Here is a 20303-nt window from a genome sequence, read left to right as displayed (position 1 = left end):
CCGGACGCCCTTCACATTGAAAGCGAACCAGGCATCGGCACGATCGTGCGCAATACATGGCTTTCCATGAGATGCGCATGGCGCATGGCGGGGCTAGGGTGGTCCTCAGTTCGCCAATCCGGCCAGTGAGGACATGTGATACACGAGGCGCCGATCCTAGACTTCATTTCCGGTAGGAGCAGCCGATGATATGGATCTGGTCGCACCGTCCCCAATTCCTGCACCTTAGCCTTTTTATCGTAGCCTATGTGCTGGCTTGCGGCTTCGCTCAGTTACTCGCCATTGTACCCGGAACAGGCATTTCCATCTGGCCGCCGAGCGGACTTTTCATGGCAACGCTCATCCTCGCCTCCAGGCGCAGCTGGCCCTGGTGGGTTTTGGGCGCCCTCCTGGCCGAACTGTTCGCCAATATCCTGTGGTTCCACAATCCGTTGCCTGTTGCCGTCCTCCTCAATATCGGCAATGCGCTTGAAGCGGCGGCCGGGGCATGGCTCGTGAATCGGGCCTGCCGGCAGCCGGTACGGCTTGAAACTTTGCAGGACATTCTTGCACTGGTCGTACTGGGCGCCGGAATCGCGCCGCTTATAAGCGCAACGGTGGGAAGCGCTACCCTTGCGTGGTTTGGCATGCAATCCTTCGCGGCGGCTTGGCCTCTCTGGTGGATCGGTGACGCCACCGGAGTCCTGATCGTAGCGCCGTTGGCATTGGTCGTGTTTCAAAACTGGCATGGCGAAGCTCACCTCTCGGCCACGCGGTGGATCGAAGCTTGTGTCCTGGGGCTCATCTTTCTTGCAGTCGCCGCCCTTTCCTTGAGCGGCTACTTGCCTTTCGCCTACATCATCATGCCGCCTCTTCTTTGGGCAGCGGTGCGCTTTGAGTTCAAAGGCGCCGCCGTCACCCTGATCCTCCTCGCTCTTATCACGGCAGCGTTTACGCTTTCCGGCGCCAGCCAATTTGCCGGCGACCCCGAGTCCCAGAAGCACAATCAGATCATGCTGCAGCTCTTCTTGGCCATCTCGGCCGCTTCGGCGCTTATCGTGGCCGCAATTTCCCGGCAGCACCACCTGGCGGTGGCTTCGCTACGAGAACGGGAACGGGAGCTCTCGCAACTCGTGGACATGGTTCCGAGCCATCTTTGGCGGCTGACACCGGACGGCGAGCCGATTTTCTTCAACAAGCGCATGGTCGATTTCCTCGGTCTGGATGTAACAGATATGGAGAAGGCGGGTATGAGCCGGCTGGAGGCGGTTATCAGCACCGTCATACATCCGGACGACGCTGCGAAGGTCAAGGACACGCTAAGTCGCTGCCTTGCCACCGGCGCACCCTTTTCCATGAGGTATCGCCTGCGCCGCGCCGACAGCGCCTATCACTGGATGTCGAGCCGCGCGGAACCGATGCGGGATCAGAATGGAAGCGTCATCCAGTGGTACGGCCTCTGCCACGACATAGACGATCAGGTGCACGCTGAAGAGGCCTTGCGCGAGCGCGAGCGGGAGCTTTCGCTGCTCGTAAATATGGTGCCCAGCAATCTATGGCGCCTGACACCTGACGGCGAAACGACGCTCGCCAATAAGCACATGGCGGATTTCCTCGGCCTGGACCTGTCCGACAAACGTCAGATGGAAGCGGTATTCGAGACTGCCTTTCATCCGGATGATGTCCAGTCGGTGTCAGATTCGCTTACCCACTCGCTCAAGACTGGCGAGACCTTTGCCATGCGATATCGCATGCGCCGTTGGGATGGCGCTTACCGCTGGATGTCGGGCCGCGCCGAGCCTCTGCGTGACCAGGACGGGCGTGTTGTTCAATGGTTCGGCCTCTGCCATGACATAGACGATCAGATGCATGCCGAACAGGCGCTTCGCCAGAGCGAGCGCCGACTCCAACAGATGATCGATGCCGTGCCGGTCCGCATCTGGAGCATGACTCCCAAGGGCGGACCGATCTATTTCAACAAACGCTACCAGGACTACTTTCGCACTGTCCTCAAGGACTTTGACCCCCTGGAGGAGCCGCGTGTCGAGAAATTCGTACAAGCACTCATTCATTCCGAGGACGCTGCGACAGTGCTGCGCACGCTGCAGAATTGCTTTGAAACCGGCATCGGATCGGTCATGCGGTTTCGCTGGCGCGAGACGGACAACATCTATCGGTGGGCCGAGTGCAGGATTGAACCTCGGCGCGATGAGGATGGAGAAATCGCGCAATGGTACGGGGTCTCCACCGACATCGACGACGAGGTGCGTGCTCAGGAGGCGTTGCGGCGCGCATCCGACAAGCTCGCACGGGCCACTCAGGCCGCCAGTCTCGCCGAGCTTTCGGCCTCGATCGCGCACGAAGTGAATCAGCCGCTGGCGGCGATTGTTGCCAATTCCCACGCCTGCCAGCGGTGGCTTTCCGCCGAACCGCCGAACGTCGATCGCGCAAAGGTCACGGCCGAGCGGATCACGCGTGATGCCAACGCGGCCGCGGACGTCGTCAACCGCATACGCGCGCTTTTCCGGAGCACGCCCCATGCGAGGTCGCCCGAAGACGTCAATCGCCTGATTGGTGAAGTCTGTCGACTGATAGCTGACGAGGCGGCCGCGAGAAATATCCGCATCAGGGTAAATCTGGCGCCGGATTTGCCGTCGATAGCGCTCGATCGCGTCCAGGTTCAGCAGGTGATCGTCAACCTAATCCGCAATGGTATCGAAGCGATGGACACTATGGTGAATGGCGCCGGTGTGCTGCAGATAAGCACATGCCGCGACGGGCCTGATGCAATCCGCGTGCAGGTCCGTGATGCCGGAAGGGGCTTCACGGATGCCGAGCGCGTCTTCGAACCGTTCTTCACGACGAAAGAGCACGGAATGGGCATGGGGCTCGCCATCTGCCGCTCGATCGTCGAGTCGCATGGCGGGCGCTTATGGGCCGAAAGGAACGAACCACAGGGCGCGACGTTCATCTTTACATTGCCTGCTGAAGTGAATATGGCGTTATGACAACTTACGATTATATGGTCTACATCGTTGACGACGATGAACGCATCCGCGAGGCGCTTGGTGAGCTCTTGGCCTCGCACGGCATACGCACAATCGGGTTCGGATCGGCACGGGGATTTGTCGACGCGGACAAGCCGGACGTCCCCGCCTGCCTCATCCTCGACATCGAACTGCCGGATATCAACGGCCTCGAACTGCAGAAAGAGATCGCTGACGACGATCATCCGCCGATAGTATTCATAACCGGTCATGGCGACATCCCCTCTTCGGTACGCGCGATGAAGCGAGGTGCCGTGGATTTCCTCACCAAGCCTTTTAGTGACGCGGACCTCATGTCGGCAGTCCACGCGGCGATCGCCCGCGATCGGCAACAGAAGTCGGAACGCGCCGACCTTGACGTGTTGAGGCAGCGCTATATTGGCCTGACACCCCGCGAACGCGAGGTGCTGCCGCTTGTGGTGAGCGGCCTCCTCAACAAGCAGGCTGCCGCTGAACTAGGTATCAGCGAGGTGACGCTCGAGATTCATAGAAGGAACATTATGCAAAAGATGGTAGCGGCCTCGCTCGCCGATCTCGTGCGCATCGCAGAGAGACTGGAAGTACCGATCACCCACTCCCGCCGGACGGGAGGGCACCGAACATGAGCAAGCGAAGATCTATCGTGGCGATTGTTGATGACGATCCAAGACTGCTCGAGTCGCTGGAGGATCTCCTGGAATCCGCCGGCTATGCCGCCCACTGCTTTTCATCGGCGAGAGCGCTGCTCCTCCGGGGCCTGGCGGGGGTTGACTTGCTCATCACCGACATTGGGATGCCTGGCGCGAACGGCTTTGAGCTGCGTGACCTGGTGAACAAGACGCATCCGGAGCTGCCAGTATTCCTGATCACCGGCCGCCACGAGATTGCCGATCAGAACAGAGCCCAGGGTATTAGCGGATTTTTTCGCAAGCCCTTCGATGCAAAGGTTCTGCTTGCGGCCATCAAGGATGCTTTAAGCGATAAGCAAAAGGAGGACGAACATGATAGTTGATCAGCCGCCGATGCGGAAATCGGCGCCGTCGTCACTGGACCGGAGGACAAGCGAAACGCAGGAGCCGCTCATCATCATTGTAGACGACGATGCGGCCGTTCGGGAGGCTCTGTCCGAGTTGATTCTGTCGGCTGGATTCGAACCGGCTGCTTTCGGATCGACCCGAGAATTCCTGGATGCCGATATACCGGACGGGCCCGGTTGCCTGATCCTCGATGTGCGGATGCCGGGCGCGAGCGGTCTCGATCTGCAGCATCATCTGGCCCGGCACGGCAACCCCAAACCCATCATCTTTTTGACCGGACATGGCGACATTCCGATGACCGTTCAGGCCATGAAGGCCGGTGCCGTGGACTTTCTCACAAAGCCGGTACGCGACCAGACATTGCTCGACGCGATTGCAGCCGGTGTCGAGCGCGACATCCAGCAGCGGGCGCGTTTACAGGTTGTGAACGAGCATCTGAGCAAGCTCGCGCTCCTTACACCGCGCGAACGCCAGGTTCTGCGCGAGGTCGCGGCCGGACGCCTCAACAAGCAGATCGCCTTCGAGCTCGGCATCAGCGAGATCACCGTCAAGCTTCACCGTGGCAATCTCATGCGCAAGATGCAGCTGACATCCGTCGGCGAGCTTGTTCGCGCCTGGGAGGCACTGCCGGCCGATGTGCGCGAGAGGGTCGCGGCCTAAGTTTCTATGCGCCTTCTCATGCCAGAGCGTCCACAGGCGGCACATGCATCGCAGAAACACCGTCGACCGGCGACGACTTCTGTCATCGCCGGCCGGAGCCGCCCGGATCAGCGGGCGGCAAAGACATGCCGCAGATAGCCATTTGCCTGTCCAACCGCAGCGCGCACGGCCGGCGTGGTCGCAATCGGGTTCAGCATCATGAAGTCGTGGATCGTACCATTGTATCTGAGCGAGGTGACGGCAACGCCAGCCTGCGCGAGTTTTCGCCCATAGGCCTCACCTTCATCGCGCAAAACATCGTTCTCATCGACAATGAGGAGTGTCTGGGGGAGCCCGTGAAGCTGCTCAGTTGACGCGTTTAACGGCGAGGCCTGGATCTCGCCGCGCCGTGCGGTATCCGGCAGATACTGGTCCCAGAACCAGGACATGGCCTTCTTCGTGAGCCATGGCCCCTCAGCGAATTCGGTATAGGACGCGGTCGACATTGAGGCATCCGTAACCGGGTAGAAGAGAAGTTGCGCAATGAATTGCGGCCCTTTGCGCTCCTTGGCCAGCAGCGCAACGACAGCCGTCATATTGCCGCCGACACTGTCTCCGGCAATGGCCATGCGGCTGACATCAGCATCGAATTCATCCGCATGATTCGCGACATACTTGGCAACGGCGTAGCTCTGCTCGATCGCGGTCGGATAGCGGCTTTCGGGGGAACGGTCATAGTCGACGAAAACGATGATGGCATGGGCGCCGACGGCGAGTTCGCGGATCAACCGGTCATGCGTCTCCTTGTCACCCAGTACCCAGCCGCCGCCATGGATGTAGATGACGACCGGCAATGTGCCTGTGGCGCCCGTGGGACGCACCACGCGGATATTCGTGCGTCCGTCTGGCCCCACCTTCAGCACGCGATCCTGACTGACGACGTCGAGCAACGGGACCTGTACCGATTTCTGCGCGGCAGTCATGACGGCGCGCGCGCCGTCGGGCGTAAGCCGGTAGAGCGGCTCGGCCCCCTTGAGACTGTCGATGAATGCCTGGGTCGAAGGTTCGAGTTGCTGCGCCGCGGCCGGAACGACGGCCATAACGGTGGCCGATGCCAGCATGGCGGCCGCCACCGGGTTATTGAGGTTACGGGTCATGTTTACTGTCCTTTACAGGGGTGGTCATTGGCTAGAGAGCGTCTTGTCTCGCTCCGGCTTTCATCTGGCCACGTCCAGCAGCCCTCGACTATCTGCACCGACGGCGGATTCCACCTCTGCCTTGGATTGCAGTGTTTGGGTTTTCTCGATCAGGCGTGTTCGTCACCCGGCGGATCCACCCTGTACTTTGGCATTGCATGACCAATGCCACCGTTGGATAGGCGGCGGCCGCGCACCGGCGCATTCTTCCTCACGTCAAGGATTATGGTGGCGGCCCCGACGCGCATCATGGCGGAACATGCGCTTGCCGTGAATGCCCGGAGCCGCGGCGGAGCGATGAGACGATCGGCATTCGACCAACGACCCAACGCGCGGAAAGAGGAGACTTGCACATGAAAATCGTCGTCATTGGCGGCACGGGCCTCATCGGATCAAAGACGGTGGAGAGGCTACGAAAAAGGGGGCACGACGTGTTGGCGGCGGCCCCGAATACGGGCGTCAACACCATCACCGGTGAAGGCCTGACGGAAGCAGTCGCCGGTGCCAGCGTCGTGATCGATCTCGCCAACTCACCCTCGTTCGAAGACGACGCGGCTCTGGAGTTCTTCCGCACCGCCGGCCGCAACCTGCTTGCGGCCGAGAGCCAGGCCGGCGTGAAGCATCACATCGCGCTCTCCGTCGTGGGCACGGAGCGCCTTCAGGACAGCGGATATTTCCGTGCCAAGCATGCCCAGGAGGAGCTGATCAGGAGCTCCGGCATTCCCTACACGATCGTGCACTCGACGCAGTTCTACGAATTCATGGGGGCCATCGCCCAGTCGGGCGCCGAGGGTCAGAGCGTGCGTCTGCCGCCTGCCCTCTTTCAGCCTATCGCGTCGGACGACGTTGCCGACATCATGGCCGACGTCGCTCTTAGCTCGCCGATGAACCGCATGATCGAGATCGCAGGTCCCGATCGGGTGCGCATGAGCGACGCCGTGGCGCAGTTCCTGAAAGCGACCGATGATCCCCGCACCCCGATAGCCGATCCCCACGCGCTTTATTTCGGCATCGAGCTCGACGACAGCACGCTTGTCCCCGGCGCCAATCCGCGCATTGGCCGGATGCACTACGACGATTGGCTCAAGCATTCGGCGCGGAAGAACTGAAAGTCGAATTTCGCGAGCCATGAGGCACGCGTCTTCCCCCTCAACAGGAGAAATCAAATGATCAGGACACTAATTTGCGCCGCGGCGATGACTCTCATCTCGATGACCGGCGCCTGGGCCGGAGAGGCAAAGATAACGGTTGTCTTCGACCAGAAGCTTCCCAACGTGCCCGGAAAGAGCATGAGGGGGGTTCTGGTCGAATATGCGCCGGGCGGCATGTCGCCCGCTCATATACATCCGAAATCCGCCTTCATCTATGCGACGGTTCTCGAAGGGGCGATCAAAAGCCAGGTCAATGATGGGCCGGTGAAGACTTATCGCGCCGGCGAGAATTGGTCGGAAATTCCGGGCGATCATCACAAGGTCAGCGCCAACGCCAGCGAGACGGAGCCCGCTCGCCTGCTCGCGGTGTTCGTCGTCGACACAAACGAGACCGAGCTTTTGACCTTCGACAAATGACAGCATCAACCTCAGTCAACTCGAGGAGAAGACGATGAATATCCACACTGGGGCCCCGACAAAAATCTCGCAGGCCGCCGGGCCACGCGTGAATTACTTCGAAAAGTCGCCCGAGTCGGTAAAGAAGCTGACCGAGCTTCAGGTCACGACACGAACGGGCACCATCGAAGAGCCGATCCGCGATCTCGTCGCTATCAGAGCTTCGCAGATCAACGGTTGCGCCTTCTGTGTCGACATGCACGTCAAGCAGGCCAAGATCCATGGCGAGCGCGAGCTGCGGCTTTACCATCTCGCCTCCTGGCAGGATTCGACGTTGTTTGCTCCCCGGGAGCGCGCGGCGCTGGCCTGGACGGAAGTCCTGACCAGGCTGCCCGAAGGGGGCATTCCCGACGAGATTTATGATCGCGTCCGTACGCAACTCTCCGAGAAGGAGATATCCGACCTGACTTTCGTCATCGTCGCGATCAATTCCTGGAACCGCCTCAATATCGGTTTCAAGCCGGTTCCCGGCTCGCTCGATGCCAAGTTCGGGCTCGACAAGGCGGCACTCAGCTGATGCCGCGACGGCGGTCGAGGTGGTGCTCCTCCCCGGTTCCACCTCGACCGGTCTACCCAGTCGCACCCTTTATCCGAAGATGGCTATCATGCGCGTTGGACAGCTCAGCTCCGTGACATTACCCCGTCTTTTGGTGATCGGTACGGAAGGTACGTTACAGGCAGCAGCTCGTTTGCTGTCCAATCCTGGGGTAGGATTGGTCGTTGTCTGTGATTCACGCGGGAGAGCAGCGGGCGTGCTCAGCAAGTCAGATCTCATCCGCTATCTTGCGTATAAGCGATCCAGCCAGGCGTCGGTCGCGACGCTCATGAGCCGGGGTATCATCGCCTGCACGCCCGACGAAGAGGTTTACGCCGTCTGCCAGACAATGGCCGCGCAGCGCTTACACAAGATTCCGGTCCTCGACGCGGATTCAGTACCTCTCGGCATTCTCGATGCCCGCGACGCGATGAGAGCGCTTATTGAGCAGGAACAGTTCGAAGAGAGGATGTTATCGAACTATATCTCGGGGATTGGTTATCAATAGAGTCGTCCGCAAGTCACGATCATTCCGCCGCCATGAGGCGATGGGCCTGCGCTTCCACCGCCGCCAGGGCCGCGTCGAGCACTTCGAGGCCGGCGCCGCGGCGATGCGCATTTTCGGAAAGTACCCTGCGCCAGGCGCGACCGCCCGGCTCGCCATGGAAGAGCCCTAGAATATGCCGGGTGATACGGGCAAGTCCCGGCTGCTTCGCGAGTTCCCCCGCAATATAGGGTTTCATGCGCTCGACGACATCGGCGCGCGTGAGCGCTGACGGTACCGCGCCGAACAGGCGATGATCCACGTCGGCCAGAATCCAGGGCGTGTGATAGGCGGCGCGGCCCAGCATGACACCGTCGACAAAAGCGAGATGGGCCTCGGCTTCCGCGAGTGTCAGAATGCCGCCATTGATCACGATGACATGGTCCGGATAGGCTCGCTTGATGCGATAGACGCGCTCGTAATTGAGCGGCGGAACCTCGCGGTTCTCTTTCGGTGACAATCCTGCGAGCCAGGCCTTGCGGGCATGGATGACGAAGGTGGAGCAGCCTGTCGCCGAAACGGTACGGATGAAACGGTCGAGATCCTCGTCCTCGTCCTGGTCGTCGATGCCGATGCGACATTTCACGGTGACAGGAATCTGGACGGCCTGGCGCATCGCCGCCACGCAGTCGGCGACGAGTTGCGGCTCGGCCATGAGGCAGGCGCCGAAACGGCCCTCCTGCACCCGGTCCGAGGGACAGCCGACATTGAGATTGATCTCGCAATAGCCAAAATCCTCGCCCCAGCGGGCGGCCTCCGCCAGGAGCTTCGGATCACTGCCGCCGACCTGCAGGGCGACCGGCTGCTCGCGCGGATCGAGATCCGATCAGGCGCTCGCGATCGCCGTAACGGATCGCCTGCGCCGTCACCATCTCGGTATAGAGCAAGGCATGGCGCGACATCAGACGGTGGAAAAACCGGCAATGCCGATCACTCCAGTCCATCATGGGGGCGACGGAAAATTTCCACTGTGCGATCAAAGGCTTAGCCTGCGGACAAGTCCGATGTGTACACTTTTGTGATACCGATATCGGAATTAGCAAAAAAATGCCAGCGGCTTCAATGTGTTGCAAGCCGCCGTTAGGGAAACACCCGCTTTATGTGAAGAGATAGAAAGTCCCGGCCAGCACGGCCGGTGTGGCCCCGATCTGTAGGCTTTCTTCACATGCCGCCCGATACGTTCGTTGATCCAAAGCCCTTCAATTGGGCAATGGTTCCGGATCTCGCACCAACTTCTGCGCCTGTGAACGCTCAGCGAAAGATATGACCGACGATGTCTCATCCATCCAACAGCGTTAGCCTCCATCCGTACTTCAAGGCGCATCCCGACAATTTAGAGACGATGAAGCTTCTCTGCCTGCGTTTATCTCCAGAACTGTGACTGAGAGAAAAACCTCTATTACGACTTCACTTTAAATGGTGAAAACCTGTTCTGCCGCGAAGCCTACGTGGACGCACAGGGGCTGTTGGAGCATCTCACGAACGTTGGGCCAATGATGCAGGGACTGCTGACAATTGCCGACTTGACTCGATTGGAGGTTCACGGCCCCACCCCTCCGGGTGCTCTGAAGCATCGCATTGCAAGTAATAGCGGCTACGCTGCGCGTGCGCATCGAGCAGAGCGCGAAACCGCGCTCGTGATTGACACAGATGAGTTCATCCGATACCGGCGGAACATCGGCCGGCCGAGCCAGCCGAAGGGTAAACCGGCTCGAAAACTGAAATAGCGTCTTGGGGCACGCTCGTTGGGCCAAGCATCTCGCTCCCGGGCGCGAGCAGGGATGGAAACAGCGTCGCGCATTGCCGCAACTCCTTCGGCGACGAGATCGGGCTTGGCCATGAGACAGACGCCGAAGCGGCCTTCCTGTACGCGATCGGACGGGCAGCCGACATTGAGCTTGACCGCGCAATAGCCGAAATCCTCGCCCCATCTGGCGACCTCGGCGAGAAGCCTCGGATCGCTGTCGCCCCGATATGCGCATATAGGTGTTTGGTTATACCGACTTGACGAGACTGGCCGTGGGTATGAAGCTCATGTGGCGGGGCGACTTCATAGAGGCAAGTGCGCGCTGGTTGGCAATGGGCATTTCAAGCATTTATGACGTCGGTGCGCCCGGTGAGGGACTGGCGGTGATTGTCGATACAGGCCGGAACTTGATATTCAGTATGGGGAAGTACCTATGACCAAACAGTGTTGTGGGCCGGGCTATGCTTCTCCCATCGAGGCAATGGAGGCACCGCGCGAAAAGTTGCTCTATACGATTGCCATCTATACCGGGACGGGCATCCAGAAGCCGGACTATTTGTGCACCATAGATGCGGCCCCCGAGAGTCCGACCTACAGCCAGGTGATTTCGCGTATGCAGGTGCCGGGCATTGGCGATGAGCTTCACCACATGGGCTGGAATGTCTGCTCGTCCTGCCATGGCGATCCGGGCATGGAGCGCAAATATCTGATTGTGCCTGGCGTACGCTCGTCAAATCTGCATATCGTCGACTGCGGTACCGATCCGCGCAATCCGACGCTGTTCAAGGTCATCGAAGGCGCGGAGATCAAAGCCAAGACTAACCTTTCGGCACCGCACACAGTGCATTGCCTTGGCTCCGAAATCATTATTTCCATGCTTGGCGACGCTCAAGGAAATGCGCCGGGCGGCTATCTGCATCTCAACAAAGATTTTGAGATCGTCGGCCGCTGGGAAAACTCCATGGGCAATATCAAGTTCAGCTATGACTTCTGGTATCAACCGCGCCACAACGTGATGGTTAGCTCAGAATGGGCCGCGCCCAATACCTTCATGCCGGGCTTTGACCTCGAAGAGGTGGGCCACCTCAAATACGGCCGGGAAATCCATTTCTGGGACTTTGAAAAGAAAGAACCAAAGCAGACTTTCTATCTCGGTGAGGATGGCTTGATCCCGCTGGAAGTGCGATTCCACCATAATCCCGACAGCAGCCACGGCTTTGTTGGAGCCGCCCTTTCGGCCAATATCATTCATTGGTGGAAGGACGCGGCGGGTGAATGGCATTGGGAAAAAATCGTGGATGTTGAAAATGAGCCGCATCCGGAGTGGCCCATTCCGGTACCGGGCGTAATCTCGGTCATCCTGCTCAGCATGGACGACAAATACCTGTACCTCTGTAACTGGTTGCACGGCGATATCCGTCAGTACGATATCTCTGACCCCCACAACCCCAAGCTGACCGGACAGGTGTGGATGGGTGGCCTTCTCGGCCGTGCGCCCGAAGTCAATGGAGTGAAAGTCACTGGCGGCCCTCAGATGATACAGCTCAGCCTCGACGGTAAGCGTCTCTATGTGACGACCTCCCTGTTCTCAACCTGGGACAATCAGTTCTATCCGGAGATCCGCACCAATGGCGGATGTATGCTGATGGTAAATTGCGATACGAATCACGGCGGCATGGAAATCGATCCGCGATTTGTCGTTGATTTTGGCAGGGAGCCAAACGGACCAAGCCGCTGCCACGAAACCCGTTATCCCGGCGGCGATTGCACAAGTGATATCTGGGTTTGACCATCCACACCATCACTCTCGCCAATCGTGGCGGCGCGACCTATGAGGTCGATCACCGCAAGCCACTCTTGCTGAGCTTGCGCGAGCAGGGCGTCGACCTGCCCTATGGCTGCATGTATGGCGGCTGCATAACCTGTGCGGCCAAACTGATCAGCGGCAAAATCAATCAGAAGACGCAGGTGGCGCTGAACAACCGCCAAATCAACAATGGTTATGTCATTATGTGCGTTGCCCGCCCAATGAGCGACTGCACCCTTGAGGTCGGCGTCGAGAGTCACGACAAACTTTACCGCAACCCCTTCCTTGATCCACTGGCCGCGCATGAACTGAAGGCCGATATTGCTATTCCGTTGGAAAAACCGAAATGAAATACATGAATCATGATGAGCCCTATTCGGACGCTTATCTGCAAGGCATTCTGAAATCGGTCAAAACTATTGCGATGGTGGGGGCCAGCCCCGACAAAACCAAGTTCTCCTATGGAGTGCTTAGGGTGTTGCACGAAACTGGCTTTGATATGATTCCAGTCAACCCTACCCCGGGTCTGGAGGAAATTCGCGGGCTTAGGGTATATCCTTCACTTGCTTCTATCGACCGACCTGTGGATATGGTTGAGGTCTTTCGCCGCTCCGAGGATCTGATGGAAGTTGCACAGGAGGCTATCGCCACTGGTGCGAAGGTCCTCTGGGGCCAGATTGGCGTGCGCGATGACGCTGCGGCCCGGTTGGCAGAGGAAGCGGGCCTGAAGGTGGTGATGAACCGTTGTCCCAAGATCGAGCTCTTCCGTCCGTTCTGGAAACCGAAACTGCACTTGGGAATATGATTACAAGAGCGCGGAGAACTTGCCCCCTGGCGGTCGTTGGCAAATCGGAGCTTTAAGATCGGCATCACGACGAAGATTGCCTGAGGTACGATGCCAGATGGTCGCTGAGATCACGCGCGTCGTCGCCGGCGCCGTCGATCAGGGCAGACTTGCGGCGGCGCAGAAACTGCATCCCCATCAGATACATGCCTGGATATTCGGTCACACCACCGTCGTGACGGACCTGGCCTTTGCGATCGAGAACCGGCACATCGAGCCAGGAATAATCCGGGCGGTATCCGGTCGCCCAAACAATCGTTCTGATCTTGCCGGATCCGAGATCCATGCCAATAGGCGGCGTGGTCTCGACCTCGGTGGGAGCAAGGCGGTGCGGCGCATCGACCTCACCGTCGAGCCCATTCCTGGTCACCCATTCATCGATTGTGCTCAGCAGCCGGTTCATCTTGAGATCGGCCATCGCGCAATTATTGTGCAACGAACCAGAGAACTGCGCCTTTCCCTCGACGATGCCCGCGATCCGGCCAACGAGCTTGACGCCGATGCCGGTTAGCGCGTTGAGGTCCAGGGTTCTGCGCTCGGGCGAGCCGGCCAACTGAAGCGATGGCACCCGCCGCGCCCGGTCGATGTCATCGACCTCATCATAGCGCTCGTCGTGAACGCCGGCGACATCCATCCACCACTCGATATCCTTGCCCCGGTAGACCCGTGGCGCCCGCACATGCTCTCCAACGGCCAGGGTAACCGGACGGCCCGAGCGATGAATCTCGTCGGCAAGCTGAGTTCCAGTCGCGGACGCACCGACGACCAGCACACCGCCATCGTCGAGTTGACTGGGATTGCGGTAATCCATCGAGGTGACGGTCGCAATCCTGGACGGAACCGCCCCGGCGACCGCAGGAACCCGTGCAACGTTGCAGGCTCCTGTTGCAAGCACAACTGTTCGACAGCGCCAGACGCCCCTGTCTGTGACGACAACGAAGCCGCTATCCGTGCTGGACAGCGATGTCACACAAGTATTGGTCTGTACTGGTGCCGAAATCGCGCCTGCGTAACGGACGAGGAAATCAATGACCTCGGGCATGGTGCGGTAACCGTCAGGATCGTCGCCATCATAGCCAAAGCCCGGCAGGCGGCTTTGCCAGTTGGGTGTCAGCAGGCGAAGTGAGTCCCAGCGTTCAGTGCGCCACGAATTGGCCACCTCACCACGCTCTATCACGACATGGTCGACAGAGCGTTCAGTGAGGCAACGGCTCATTGCCAGCCCAGCATGACCGGCACCGATTACAACAGCTTCTATGTTGCGAACGCTATCCAACTCCTTGATCGCGCAAATGCGCCGATCAATTCACACTGACAGTGACATTGGTTGGGTTGGTCACGATATCATAGACTGCCGAGCGTTTCTGCGATTGCGCCACCAGCGCCTTGATATCATCCTCGCTCGCGTCAGCATCGATCTTGAAGTCAACCTTGATGCCGTCAAAACCGTTCCGCACATCCTTGTCAATGCCAAGGATGCCATAGAGGTTCATGCCACCTTCCAGAGACGCTGTGACCGATCGCAACTGGATTCCCCTGTTCTGGGCCACCGCAGCAACGCCGGCTGTCAGGCAACTGGCGAGGCCGACGAGCACCATCTCAACTGGTGTAGCGCCATTGTCTTGCGAGGCAAAAACCTCGGGGTGATCGGCATCGAAAGTGAAGGTGGTCCTGTGCTTCTGCTCTCCGCCAAGGCCGTAGAAGCCCTCGACGGTCGAATGGCTGTGCGTGCCATTCTTCCAGGTGCAGGTCGCCCGCCACTTAAAATTGGCAGCCTCGGGGGCATCCTTCAGCGCCTCACGGGCTTCGAGCAGTGCAGCAACGTTAACGCCATTATCGGCTTGAACTTCGGAAGCCATATGTATTCTCCCTGTCTTGCGCTGGGCGTTTCGGAGAAAAATCCGGCTGGTAGCCGCCGCTACCCTAAGCAGATCTCCCCACGACATGGTATGAGCACGCAGGCATTACTTCAAGATAATTTACGTTGAGGCATATCCTATTGTACAAACGACTCGTGAGGCCCTCGACCGCCCTAGGGAATACCTAAGAAAGCCATGCTCGAAGCCGGTTCCTTCGGACTGGTGCAGAAAATGACGATTTTGTTGCCGAGAGGGTCGAGCGGAGCCTTTGGCCTTGATCTGGTGCTTATTGCGGATGAGATTTGGTACTGGAGCCTGGGTCACGCTGCGAGGATGAACTAAGTGGAAGAGACAACGATCGACCGTGCAGCAATGGGACGCCTGGCTAAAGCTTTGGCCTTCATCTGCGGCGCGGATCATTCTACCACGGTTGCCTTGAGGGTGGCCGCCGAGAGCGGTTCCGAGCGAGATATCAAGAAAGCCCGCGCGTTATTTCTTCAATTGAAGCCCGGAGACCGGAAGGCCGCATTAGCGATGATTGGTGATTGATCCCCCCGGAGGTCGGCTGGTCTTCGATAGGTCGATAGCTCGCAGCCTCGCCGCCTGAACTGCGCCGTGAATTTTAACCTAACCCTATCTCGAGAGAGACGACCCGCTCCGGTTTTATTTTTGTTAGGCAGTCATAATGAGATAAGCATCTTATCCGAAAGCAAATTATGAGCGCGAACACGGCGATAGTGACAGGCCGGCATCGGCGCGGCAACGGCTGAGCGGCTGGCGGGATTAAGCTCGAACGTGGCGCTGGTCGGCCGGCGGCGCGACAAGCGAGCCTCAATGGCTCACGCATTTCGACATAACGGATAACATCGATGCTTGACCAAGAAGCAGCTTTTCCTTGGCGAGATAGTTTGCAGCCGCAACTCTAGCGGACTCCCAGTTTTCATCGGCCCCCACCGCTTCCTGTGTGAAGGTCGTCAACAATCCTCCAATTTTCCTCTCCAGGGATTGGAAGCTCTGCCTCAAGGCGCTGCCACTCGGAGACCGGGGAACCATCAGCGTCCAAGAGGTTGGGGAACCGGGATGCATCTTCTCAGCCGACGTCCTCAAAGCAGAGACAGGCCCCGGGTTTCGCCATGGCCAGAAACTCCAGCAGATCGTCACGCGTCAGCGAAGCGCAGCCGGCGGTGGGACCGTAACCGGCGCTTGCGACATGGAGGAAGACCGCGCTGCCCGCGTAGGGAACGACCGGGTCGTCGTTATGTCCGAGCACGACGACGATGTCATAGAGATCGTCCTTACGCCACATCTCCTCATGGCTCGCCGCGAAAGGAAGGCGAACCTGGCGGTTGTAGTCGGGATGGTCGGGCGCATCGCACCAGCCATCCATGGGATCGATGGCGGCGGTTTCGAAAACCGAAATCGGCGCCGCGGCAAGCTTGTCGGGGCGATACAACACCTTGCGGATAGGCCAGCAGCCGACTGGGCTAACGCCATCTCCTTCCCTCTTCGGCCGCCGGATGCCGCTGCGGCCCACCGCCGCCCGCCATGCCTTGTCGCCATAGCCGGCCTGCCAGCCGTCGCCGGCGCGTTTCACGATCAAGTTCAAGTTCCTCTCCTTCATCATTCAAGCGGAAAGTGGCAACTCACGACCCGGTCACCAACGTTCTGCGGCGCCGGCTCCTCGACCCGGCAGATGTCCTTGGCGAAAGGACAGCGGGTGTGGAACCGGCACCCCGAAGGTAGATTCATCGGGCTCGGAATGTCCCCCTTCAGGATCGGGCGCTCGCGGCCGCGCTGACGCGGATCAGCGCGTGGAACGGCCGAGATCAGGAACATGGTGTACGGATGCAGCGGATGGTCGAATATTTCTTCCGTCAGCCCAACCTCGACCAGACGGCCAAGGAACATCACGCCGACGCGGTCCGCGAACTGGCGCACCACGCTCAGGTCGTGCGTGATGAAGAAATAAGTCAGCTTCAATTCGGCCTGCAGATCGGAGAGCAGATTCAGAACCTGCGCCTGGATCGAGACGTCCAGCGCCGAAACGGATTCGTCGCAGACGACGAAGTCCGGCTTGTTCGCCAGAGCCCGGGCGATGCCGATGCGCTGGCGCTGGCCGCCGGAGAATTGGTGCGGATAGTTACGCAGATACCGGCGGCTAAGGCCAACCATGTCCAAAAGCTCCGCGCAGCGCTCGCGGATCGCCTCGGCAGACCCAAAACCGTGTGTGCGCAACGGTTCCGCCAGGATCTCCTCGATCCGCATGCGCGGATTGAGCGAGGCATAAGGGTCCTGAAAGACGATCTGCAGCTTCTTGCGCAGCTCGCGCATGGCCTTCTCGTCCAGCCGGGACAAGTCCTGCCCGCGATACAGGATCGTCCCGGAAGTGGGTTCGTGCAGCCGCAGCATCACGCGCCCGAGCGTGGTCTTGCCGCAGCCGGACTCGCCGACCAGTGCAAAGGTCTCGCGCTCGTAGATGTCGAGCGAGACGCCGTCGACGGCGCGCACCACCTGGCGCCCCCGGCCGAACAAACCGCCGCCCAGCGGATAGTGCTTCGTCAGATCGCGGGTGGAAAGAACGATCTCGCTCATGAGGCGTCCCTCCCCCGAACCGCGGCCTCTTGCGGAGCGTGTACCCAGCACCGCGCGACGTGGCCTTCGCCAAGACCGGCGAGCGCCGGTCCTTCCCGCCGGCAGACGGGCACAACGTCGCCGCACCGCGGATTGAACCGGCAGCCTTCCGGCAATCTCGCCAGATCGGGCACCCGGCCGGGGATGCTCGGCATGCGGCGCCCGATGCGCTTCTCGGTCGCCCTGGGAACGGAGGCGAGCAGCCCGCGCGTATAGGGATGGGTGGGGCGTTCGAACAGCTCGAAGACATTGGCCTGCTCGACGATCTGGCCGGCATACATCACATTCACCTCATCGCACATCTCGGCGATGATGCCGAGATCATGGGTGATCATGATGATCGATGTCCCGATGCGGTCGCGCAGATCGAGCATCAGATGCAGGATCTGCGCCTGGGTCGTGACGTCCAGCGCCGTGGTCGGCTCGTCGGCGATCAGCAGCTTCGGCTCGCAGATCAGCCCCATTGCGATCATCGCGCGTTGGCGCAGGCCGCCCGAAAGCTCATGCGGATAGGCGTCGAGGCGCGCCTTTGGCTCCGGAATGCCCACCAGTTCGAACATCTCGAGCACACGCGCCCGGATCTGCCGACGGGAAAGCCCCTTGTGAACCGCCAGCGGCTCTCCGACCTGATCACCAACCTTTCGCACCGGATTGAGCGAGGTCATCGGCTCCTGGAACACCATGGCCATATCGCGGCCTCTCATCCGCCGCAGGCCGTCGCTGCCGAGACCCGTCAGTTCGACACCGTCGAGTTCGATGCTCCGGGCGCTGACATGGCTCTGCGGCTTCGGCGTCAGGCCCATGAGCGACAGCGCCGTCATGCTCTTTCCGGACCCCGACTCCCCGACCAGACCGACGATGCGCCCGCGCCGGACATCAAAAGAGACATTGTCGAGGACGCAGACATGACCCCGGTCGCCACGGAATACCGTGCGCAGCTCGCGAACCCTCAGAACAGTATCACCGTTCGGCATGGGTCAATCCTTCATCGAAGGATCGAGGGCGTCGCGCAGCCCGTCACCGATAAAATTGAAGGCCAGCACTGTCAGCAGGATCGCCACGCCCGGCGCGATCGCGACCAGCGGCGCCTGGAAGAGATACTCCTTGCCCTTTGCCACCAGGAGGCCCCAGCTCGCTCCGGGCGGCTGCACGCCGACGCCCAGGAAGCTGAGGCTCGATTCCCACATGATCGCGTCGGGAATGGATAGCGAGAAGAGGACGATCAGCGTCGGGACGACATTGGGAAAGACGTGCCGGAACATGATGGTCGTGCGCGAGGCGCCATTGGCGCGGGCGGCCTCGATGAACTCCTTGCCCTTCAAGGCGAGCGTCTGTGAGCGCACCACGCGGGCCACGCTGGCCCATCCGACCAGCGCAAGGGCTATGAAGATGTTCAAAAGATTGGCACCCAGCGTGTACATGACTACCATGGCGAGCAGCAGCGATGGGAATGATATCATCATGTCGGCAAGCCGCATCACGACGAAATCGGTCCTGCCGCCCAGATAGCCGCTGAGGATGCCCATGACCGTTCCGATTATCAACGCGATCAGGCTGGGCACGGTGCCGACGACCAGGGAGACTCGCGCGCCATAAAGAATACGCGTCAGGATATCGCGGCCAAAGTTGTCGGTGCCCAGCCAATAGGTCGTAGACGCCGGCAGCAATTGCTCGTCGAGCGCCACCCGATACGGGTCGTGCGGGCTTATCCAGGGCGCAAAGACCGCGGCCAGGATAAGGGTCACGACGAAGAACAGCCCCACCATCGCCATGCGGTTCTTGCGGAAAGCATGAACGGCGTCGCGCAGGAAGCTGGTCTCCTCGATCACATCCGGCGCCGGCGCCGTCATTTCGCTGGTCAGGCTCATGTCGCCGCCTTTGTCATCTGGGAACGAATACGCGGATCGAGGACCGAATAGAGCATATCGGCGATCAGGTTGCCGAGGATGACAAGGGCCGTGGCGAAGAGGACCGAGCCCTGCAGCAGCGGCATGTCGCGCGATTGGATGGCGTTGACCGAAATGCGCCCGACGCCGGGAATGCCGAAGATCGCTTCGGTGATGACGGCCCCGGACAGCAGCGTCGCGACCTGGATCGCCATGATCGTCACCACCGGAATGAGGGCGTTCTTCAGCGCATGGCGCGAGATCACACCGACCTCGCGCAGGCCCTTGGCGCGAGCGGTGCGGATATAGTCATGACGCATGACCTCAAGCAGGCTCGAGCGCGTCAGGCGCGCGATGACCCCGGCCGAGCTCCAGCCGAGCACGAGGGCCGGCAGGATCAGGTACTTCCAGCCGTAAAAGCCGGAAACCGGCAACCATCTGAGCTGCATGGCGAAGACATACTGGAACAACAGGGCCGACCAGAAGATCGGCATGGAGACGCCCAGCAAGGAAAAGCCCATGAAGGCGTGATCGAGGAAGCTGTCTCGCCGGACGGCCGACAGGATTCCGACGGGAATGCCGATTATCCAGGACACGCAGGCAGCACTGGCGGCGAGCATCATCGTGTTCGGAAAGGCGTTCATGATCAGGCTCGTGACGCTGCGGTTGAGCTTGATCGAGACGCCGAGATCACCCTGAACTGCACCCCAGAGAAAACGGAAGTAGCGGATGATCATGGGGTCATCGAGATGCATCTGCGCGCGGACGCGCGCGATCACCTCAGGGCTGGCGTGCTCCTTCATCATAAGGGCGATCGGATCGCCCGGAACCACATTGAGCATGACGAACAGGATCGCCGTGATCCCGATAAGCACAGGAATAGAGATGACGATCCGCCTGATCGCAAACATCAACATCGAGGACATGCTCCGTCAGCGGCGAGAGCTTGGCGCAGGGATTGGAAAT

At 60.0% G+C, this 20303-nt stretch carries 20 protein-coding genes and 3 pseudogenes; 12 read left to right on the top strand and 11 right to left on the bottom strand.

Annotated elements, in window-relative coordinates; translation table 11 throughout:
• Positions 1–185: 185 nt before the first annotated feature.
• The 4 genes from G5V57_RS21215 to G5V57_RS21200 are packed head-to-tail and all read left to right on the top strand — an operon-like array spanning position 186 to position 4702.
• The gene (locus tag G5V57_RS21215) at positions 186–2987 is read left to right on the top strand and encodes an MASE1 domain-containing protein (protein WP_165169542.1); all 2802 of its coding nucleotides are present in this window, start codon (positions 186–188) and stop codon (positions 2985–2987) included.
• Positions 2984–3631: a response regulator transcription factor gene (locus G5V57_RS21210; protein WP_165169541.1), complete on the top strand. Its 648-nt coding sequence runs from the start codon at positions 2984–2986 to the stop codon at positions 3629–3631. The genes G5V57_RS21215 and G5V57_RS21210 overlap by 4 nt, the downstream gene beginning before the upstream one ends.
• Positions 3628–4017, top strand: a complete 390-nt coding sequence (locus G5V57_RS21205) for a response regulator (RefSeq protein WP_165169540.1) — start codon at positions 3628–3630, stop codon at positions 4015–4017. The genes G5V57_RS21210 and G5V57_RS21205 overlap by 4 nt, the downstream gene beginning before the upstream one ends.
• Positions 4007–4702: a response regulator transcription factor gene (locus G5V57_RS21200; RefSeq protein ID WP_165169539.1), complete on the top strand. Its 696-nt coding sequence runs from the start codon at positions 4007–4009 to the stop codon at positions 4700–4702. Before G5V57_RS21205 ends, G5V57_RS21200 begins: the two co-directional genes overlap by 11 nt.
• Positions 4703–4809: 107 nt before the next feature.
• On the opposite strand, the gene G5V57_RS21195 is transcribed toward G5V57_RS21200, so the two are convergent.
• Positions 4810–5838 (bottom strand): alpha/beta hydrolase, encoded by a 1029-nt coding sequence (locus tag G5V57_RS21195; protein WP_165169538.1) that lies wholly within the window; start codon positions 5836–5838, stop codon positions 4810–4812.
• Between the two features lie 392 nt (positions 5839–6230).
• Between G5V57_RS21195 and G5V57_RS21190 the strand changes: the two genes are divergently transcribed.
• From G5V57_RS21190 to G5V57_RS21175, 4 genes are all read left to right on the top strand, one after another.
• Positions 6231–6986: an SDR family oxidoreductase gene (locus tag G5V57_RS21190; RefSeq protein ID WP_165169537.1), complete on the top strand. Its 756-nt coding sequence runs from the start codon at positions 6231–6233 to the stop codon at positions 6984–6986.
• A gap of 57 nt (positions 6987–7043) precedes the next feature.
• The gene (locus tag G5V57_RS21185; protein WP_165169536.1) at positions 7044–7445 is read left to right on the top strand and encodes a cupin domain-containing protein; all 402 of its coding nucleotides are present in this window, start codon (positions 7044–7046) and stop codon (positions 7443–7445) included.
• A 34-nt stretch (positions 7446–7479) separates the two neighbouring features.
• Positions 7480–8001 carry a carboxymuconolactone decarboxylase family protein gene (locus tag G5V57_RS21180; protein WP_165169535.1) on the top strand — a complete coding sequence of 174 codons (522 nt, stop codon included), beginning with the start codon at positions 7480–7482 and terminating at the stop codon, positions 7999–8001.
• An 88-nt stretch (positions 8002–8089) separates the two neighbouring features.
• On the top strand, positions 8090–8527 hold the full coding sequence (locus G5V57_RS21175) for a CBS domain-containing protein (RefSeq protein ID WP_165169534.1): 438 nt from the start codon (positions 8090–8092) through the stop codon (positions 8525–8527).
• Positions 8528–8546: 19 nt separating this feature from the next.
• Here G5V57_RS21175 and dusA read toward each other — a convergent pair.
• The 3 pseudogenes from dusA to G5V57_RS21160 all read right to left on the bottom strand — a co-directional run.
• Positions 8547–9510, bottom strand: a pseudogene (gene dusA / locus G5V57_RS21170) (tRNA dihydrouridine(20/20a) synthase DusA).
• A gap of 592 nt (positions 9511–10102) precedes the next feature.
• Positions 10103–10306: pseudogene (locus tag G5V57_RS21165) on the bottom strand (FAD-dependent monooxygenase); the annotation flags it as partial.
• Between the two features lie 19 nt (positions 10307–10325).
• Positions 10326–10547: pseudogene (locus G5V57_RS21160) on the bottom strand (tRNA-dihydrouridine synthase); the annotation flags it as partial.
• Between the two features lie 196 nt (positions 10548–10743).
• Here G5V57_RS21160 and G5V57_RS21155 point away from each other — a divergent pair.
• Genes G5V57_RS21155 through G5V57_RS21145 form a run of 3 tightly spaced genes read left to right on the top strand, consistent with a single transcriptional unit; the run spans position 10744 to position 12922 of the window.
• Positions 10744–12099, top strand: a complete 1356-nt coding sequence (locus G5V57_RS21155) for a selenium-binding family protein (protein ID WP_165169533.1) — start codon at positions 10744–10746, stop codon at positions 12097–12099.
• Positions 12096–12467: a 2Fe-2S iron-sulfur cluster-binding protein gene (locus tag G5V57_RS21150; protein WP_246737307.1), complete on the top strand. Its 372-nt coding sequence runs from the start codon at positions 12096–12098 to the stop codon at positions 12465–12467. The genes G5V57_RS21155 and G5V57_RS21150 overlap by 4 nt, the downstream gene beginning before the upstream one ends.
• A gap of 5 nt (positions 12468–12472) precedes the next feature.
• Positions 12473–12922, top strand: a complete 450-nt coding sequence (locus G5V57_RS21145) for a CoA-binding protein (RefSeq protein WP_206530324.1) — start codon at positions 12473–12475, stop codon at positions 12920–12922.
• 64 nt (positions 12923–12986) lie between these two features.
• Here G5V57_RS21145 and G5V57_RS21140 read toward each other — a convergent pair whose 3' ends face one another.
• Together G5V57_RS21140 and G5V57_RS21135 are read right to left on the bottom strand one after the other, a co-directional pair.
• Positions 12987–14237 (bottom strand): NAD(P)-binding domain-containing protein, encoded by a 1251-nt coding sequence (locus G5V57_RS21140; RefSeq protein WP_256378594.1) that lies wholly within the window; start codon positions 14235–14237, stop codon positions 12987–12989.
• Between the two features lie 25 nt (positions 14238–14262).
• Positions 14263–14820 carry an OsmC family protein gene (locus G5V57_RS21135; protein ID WP_165169530.1) on the bottom strand — a complete coding sequence of 186 codons (558 nt, stop codon included), beginning with the start codon at positions 14818–14820 and terminating at the stop codon, positions 14263–14265.
• A 342-nt stretch (positions 14821–15162) separates the two neighbouring features.
• Between G5V57_RS21135 and G5V57_RS21130 the strand changes: the two genes are divergently transcribed.
• Positions 15163–15369: a hypothetical protein gene (locus G5V57_RS21130; protein ID WP_165165509.1), complete on the top strand. Its 207-nt coding sequence runs from the start codon at positions 15163–15165 to the stop codon at positions 15367–15369.
• Between the two features lie 541 nt (positions 15370–15910).
• Here the strand turns inward: G5V57_RS21130 and G5V57_RS21125 are convergent.
• The 5 genes from G5V57_RS21125 to G5V57_RS21105 are packed head-to-tail and all read right to left on the bottom strand — an operon-like array spanning position 15911 to position 20254.
• A complete protein-coding gene (locus G5V57_RS21125) occupies positions 15911–16426 on the bottom strand; it encodes a L,D-transpeptidase (protein ID WP_165169529.1) in 516 nt (171 codons plus the stop codon).
• 14 nt (positions 16427–16440) lie between these two features.
• On the bottom strand, positions 16441–17412 hold the full coding sequence (locus tag G5V57_RS21120) for an ABC transporter ATP-binding protein (RefSeq protein ID WP_165169528.1): 972 nt from the start codon (positions 17410–17412) through the stop codon (positions 16441–16443).
• A complete protein-coding gene (locus G5V57_RS21115; protein WP_165169527.1) occupies positions 17409–18425 on the bottom strand; it encodes an ABC transporter ATP-binding protein in 1017 nt (338 codons plus the stop codon). The genes G5V57_RS21120 and G5V57_RS21115 overlap by 4 nt, the downstream gene beginning before the upstream one ends.
• Before the next feature lie 3 nt (positions 18426–18428).
• Positions 18429–19319: an ABC transporter permease gene (locus G5V57_RS21110; protein WP_246737306.1), complete on the bottom strand. Its 891-nt coding sequence runs from the start codon at positions 19317–19319 to the stop codon at positions 18429–18431.
• Positions 19316–20254, bottom strand: coding sequence for an ABC transporter permease (locus G5V57_RS21105; protein WP_165169526.1), 939 nt, complete (start codon positions 20252–20254; stop codon positions 19316–19318). Before G5V57_RS21105 ends, G5V57_RS21110 begins: the two co-directional genes overlap by 4 nt.
• Between the last annotated feature and the right edge of the window lie 49 nt (positions 20255–20303).

The organism is Nordella sp. HKS 07 (genome assembly GCF_011046735.1).
GTDB lineage: Bacteria > Pseudomonadota > Alphaproteobacteria > Rhizobiales > Aestuariivirgaceae > Taklimakanibacter.
This window is presented reverse-complemented; position numbering and strand designations above follow the sequence as displayed.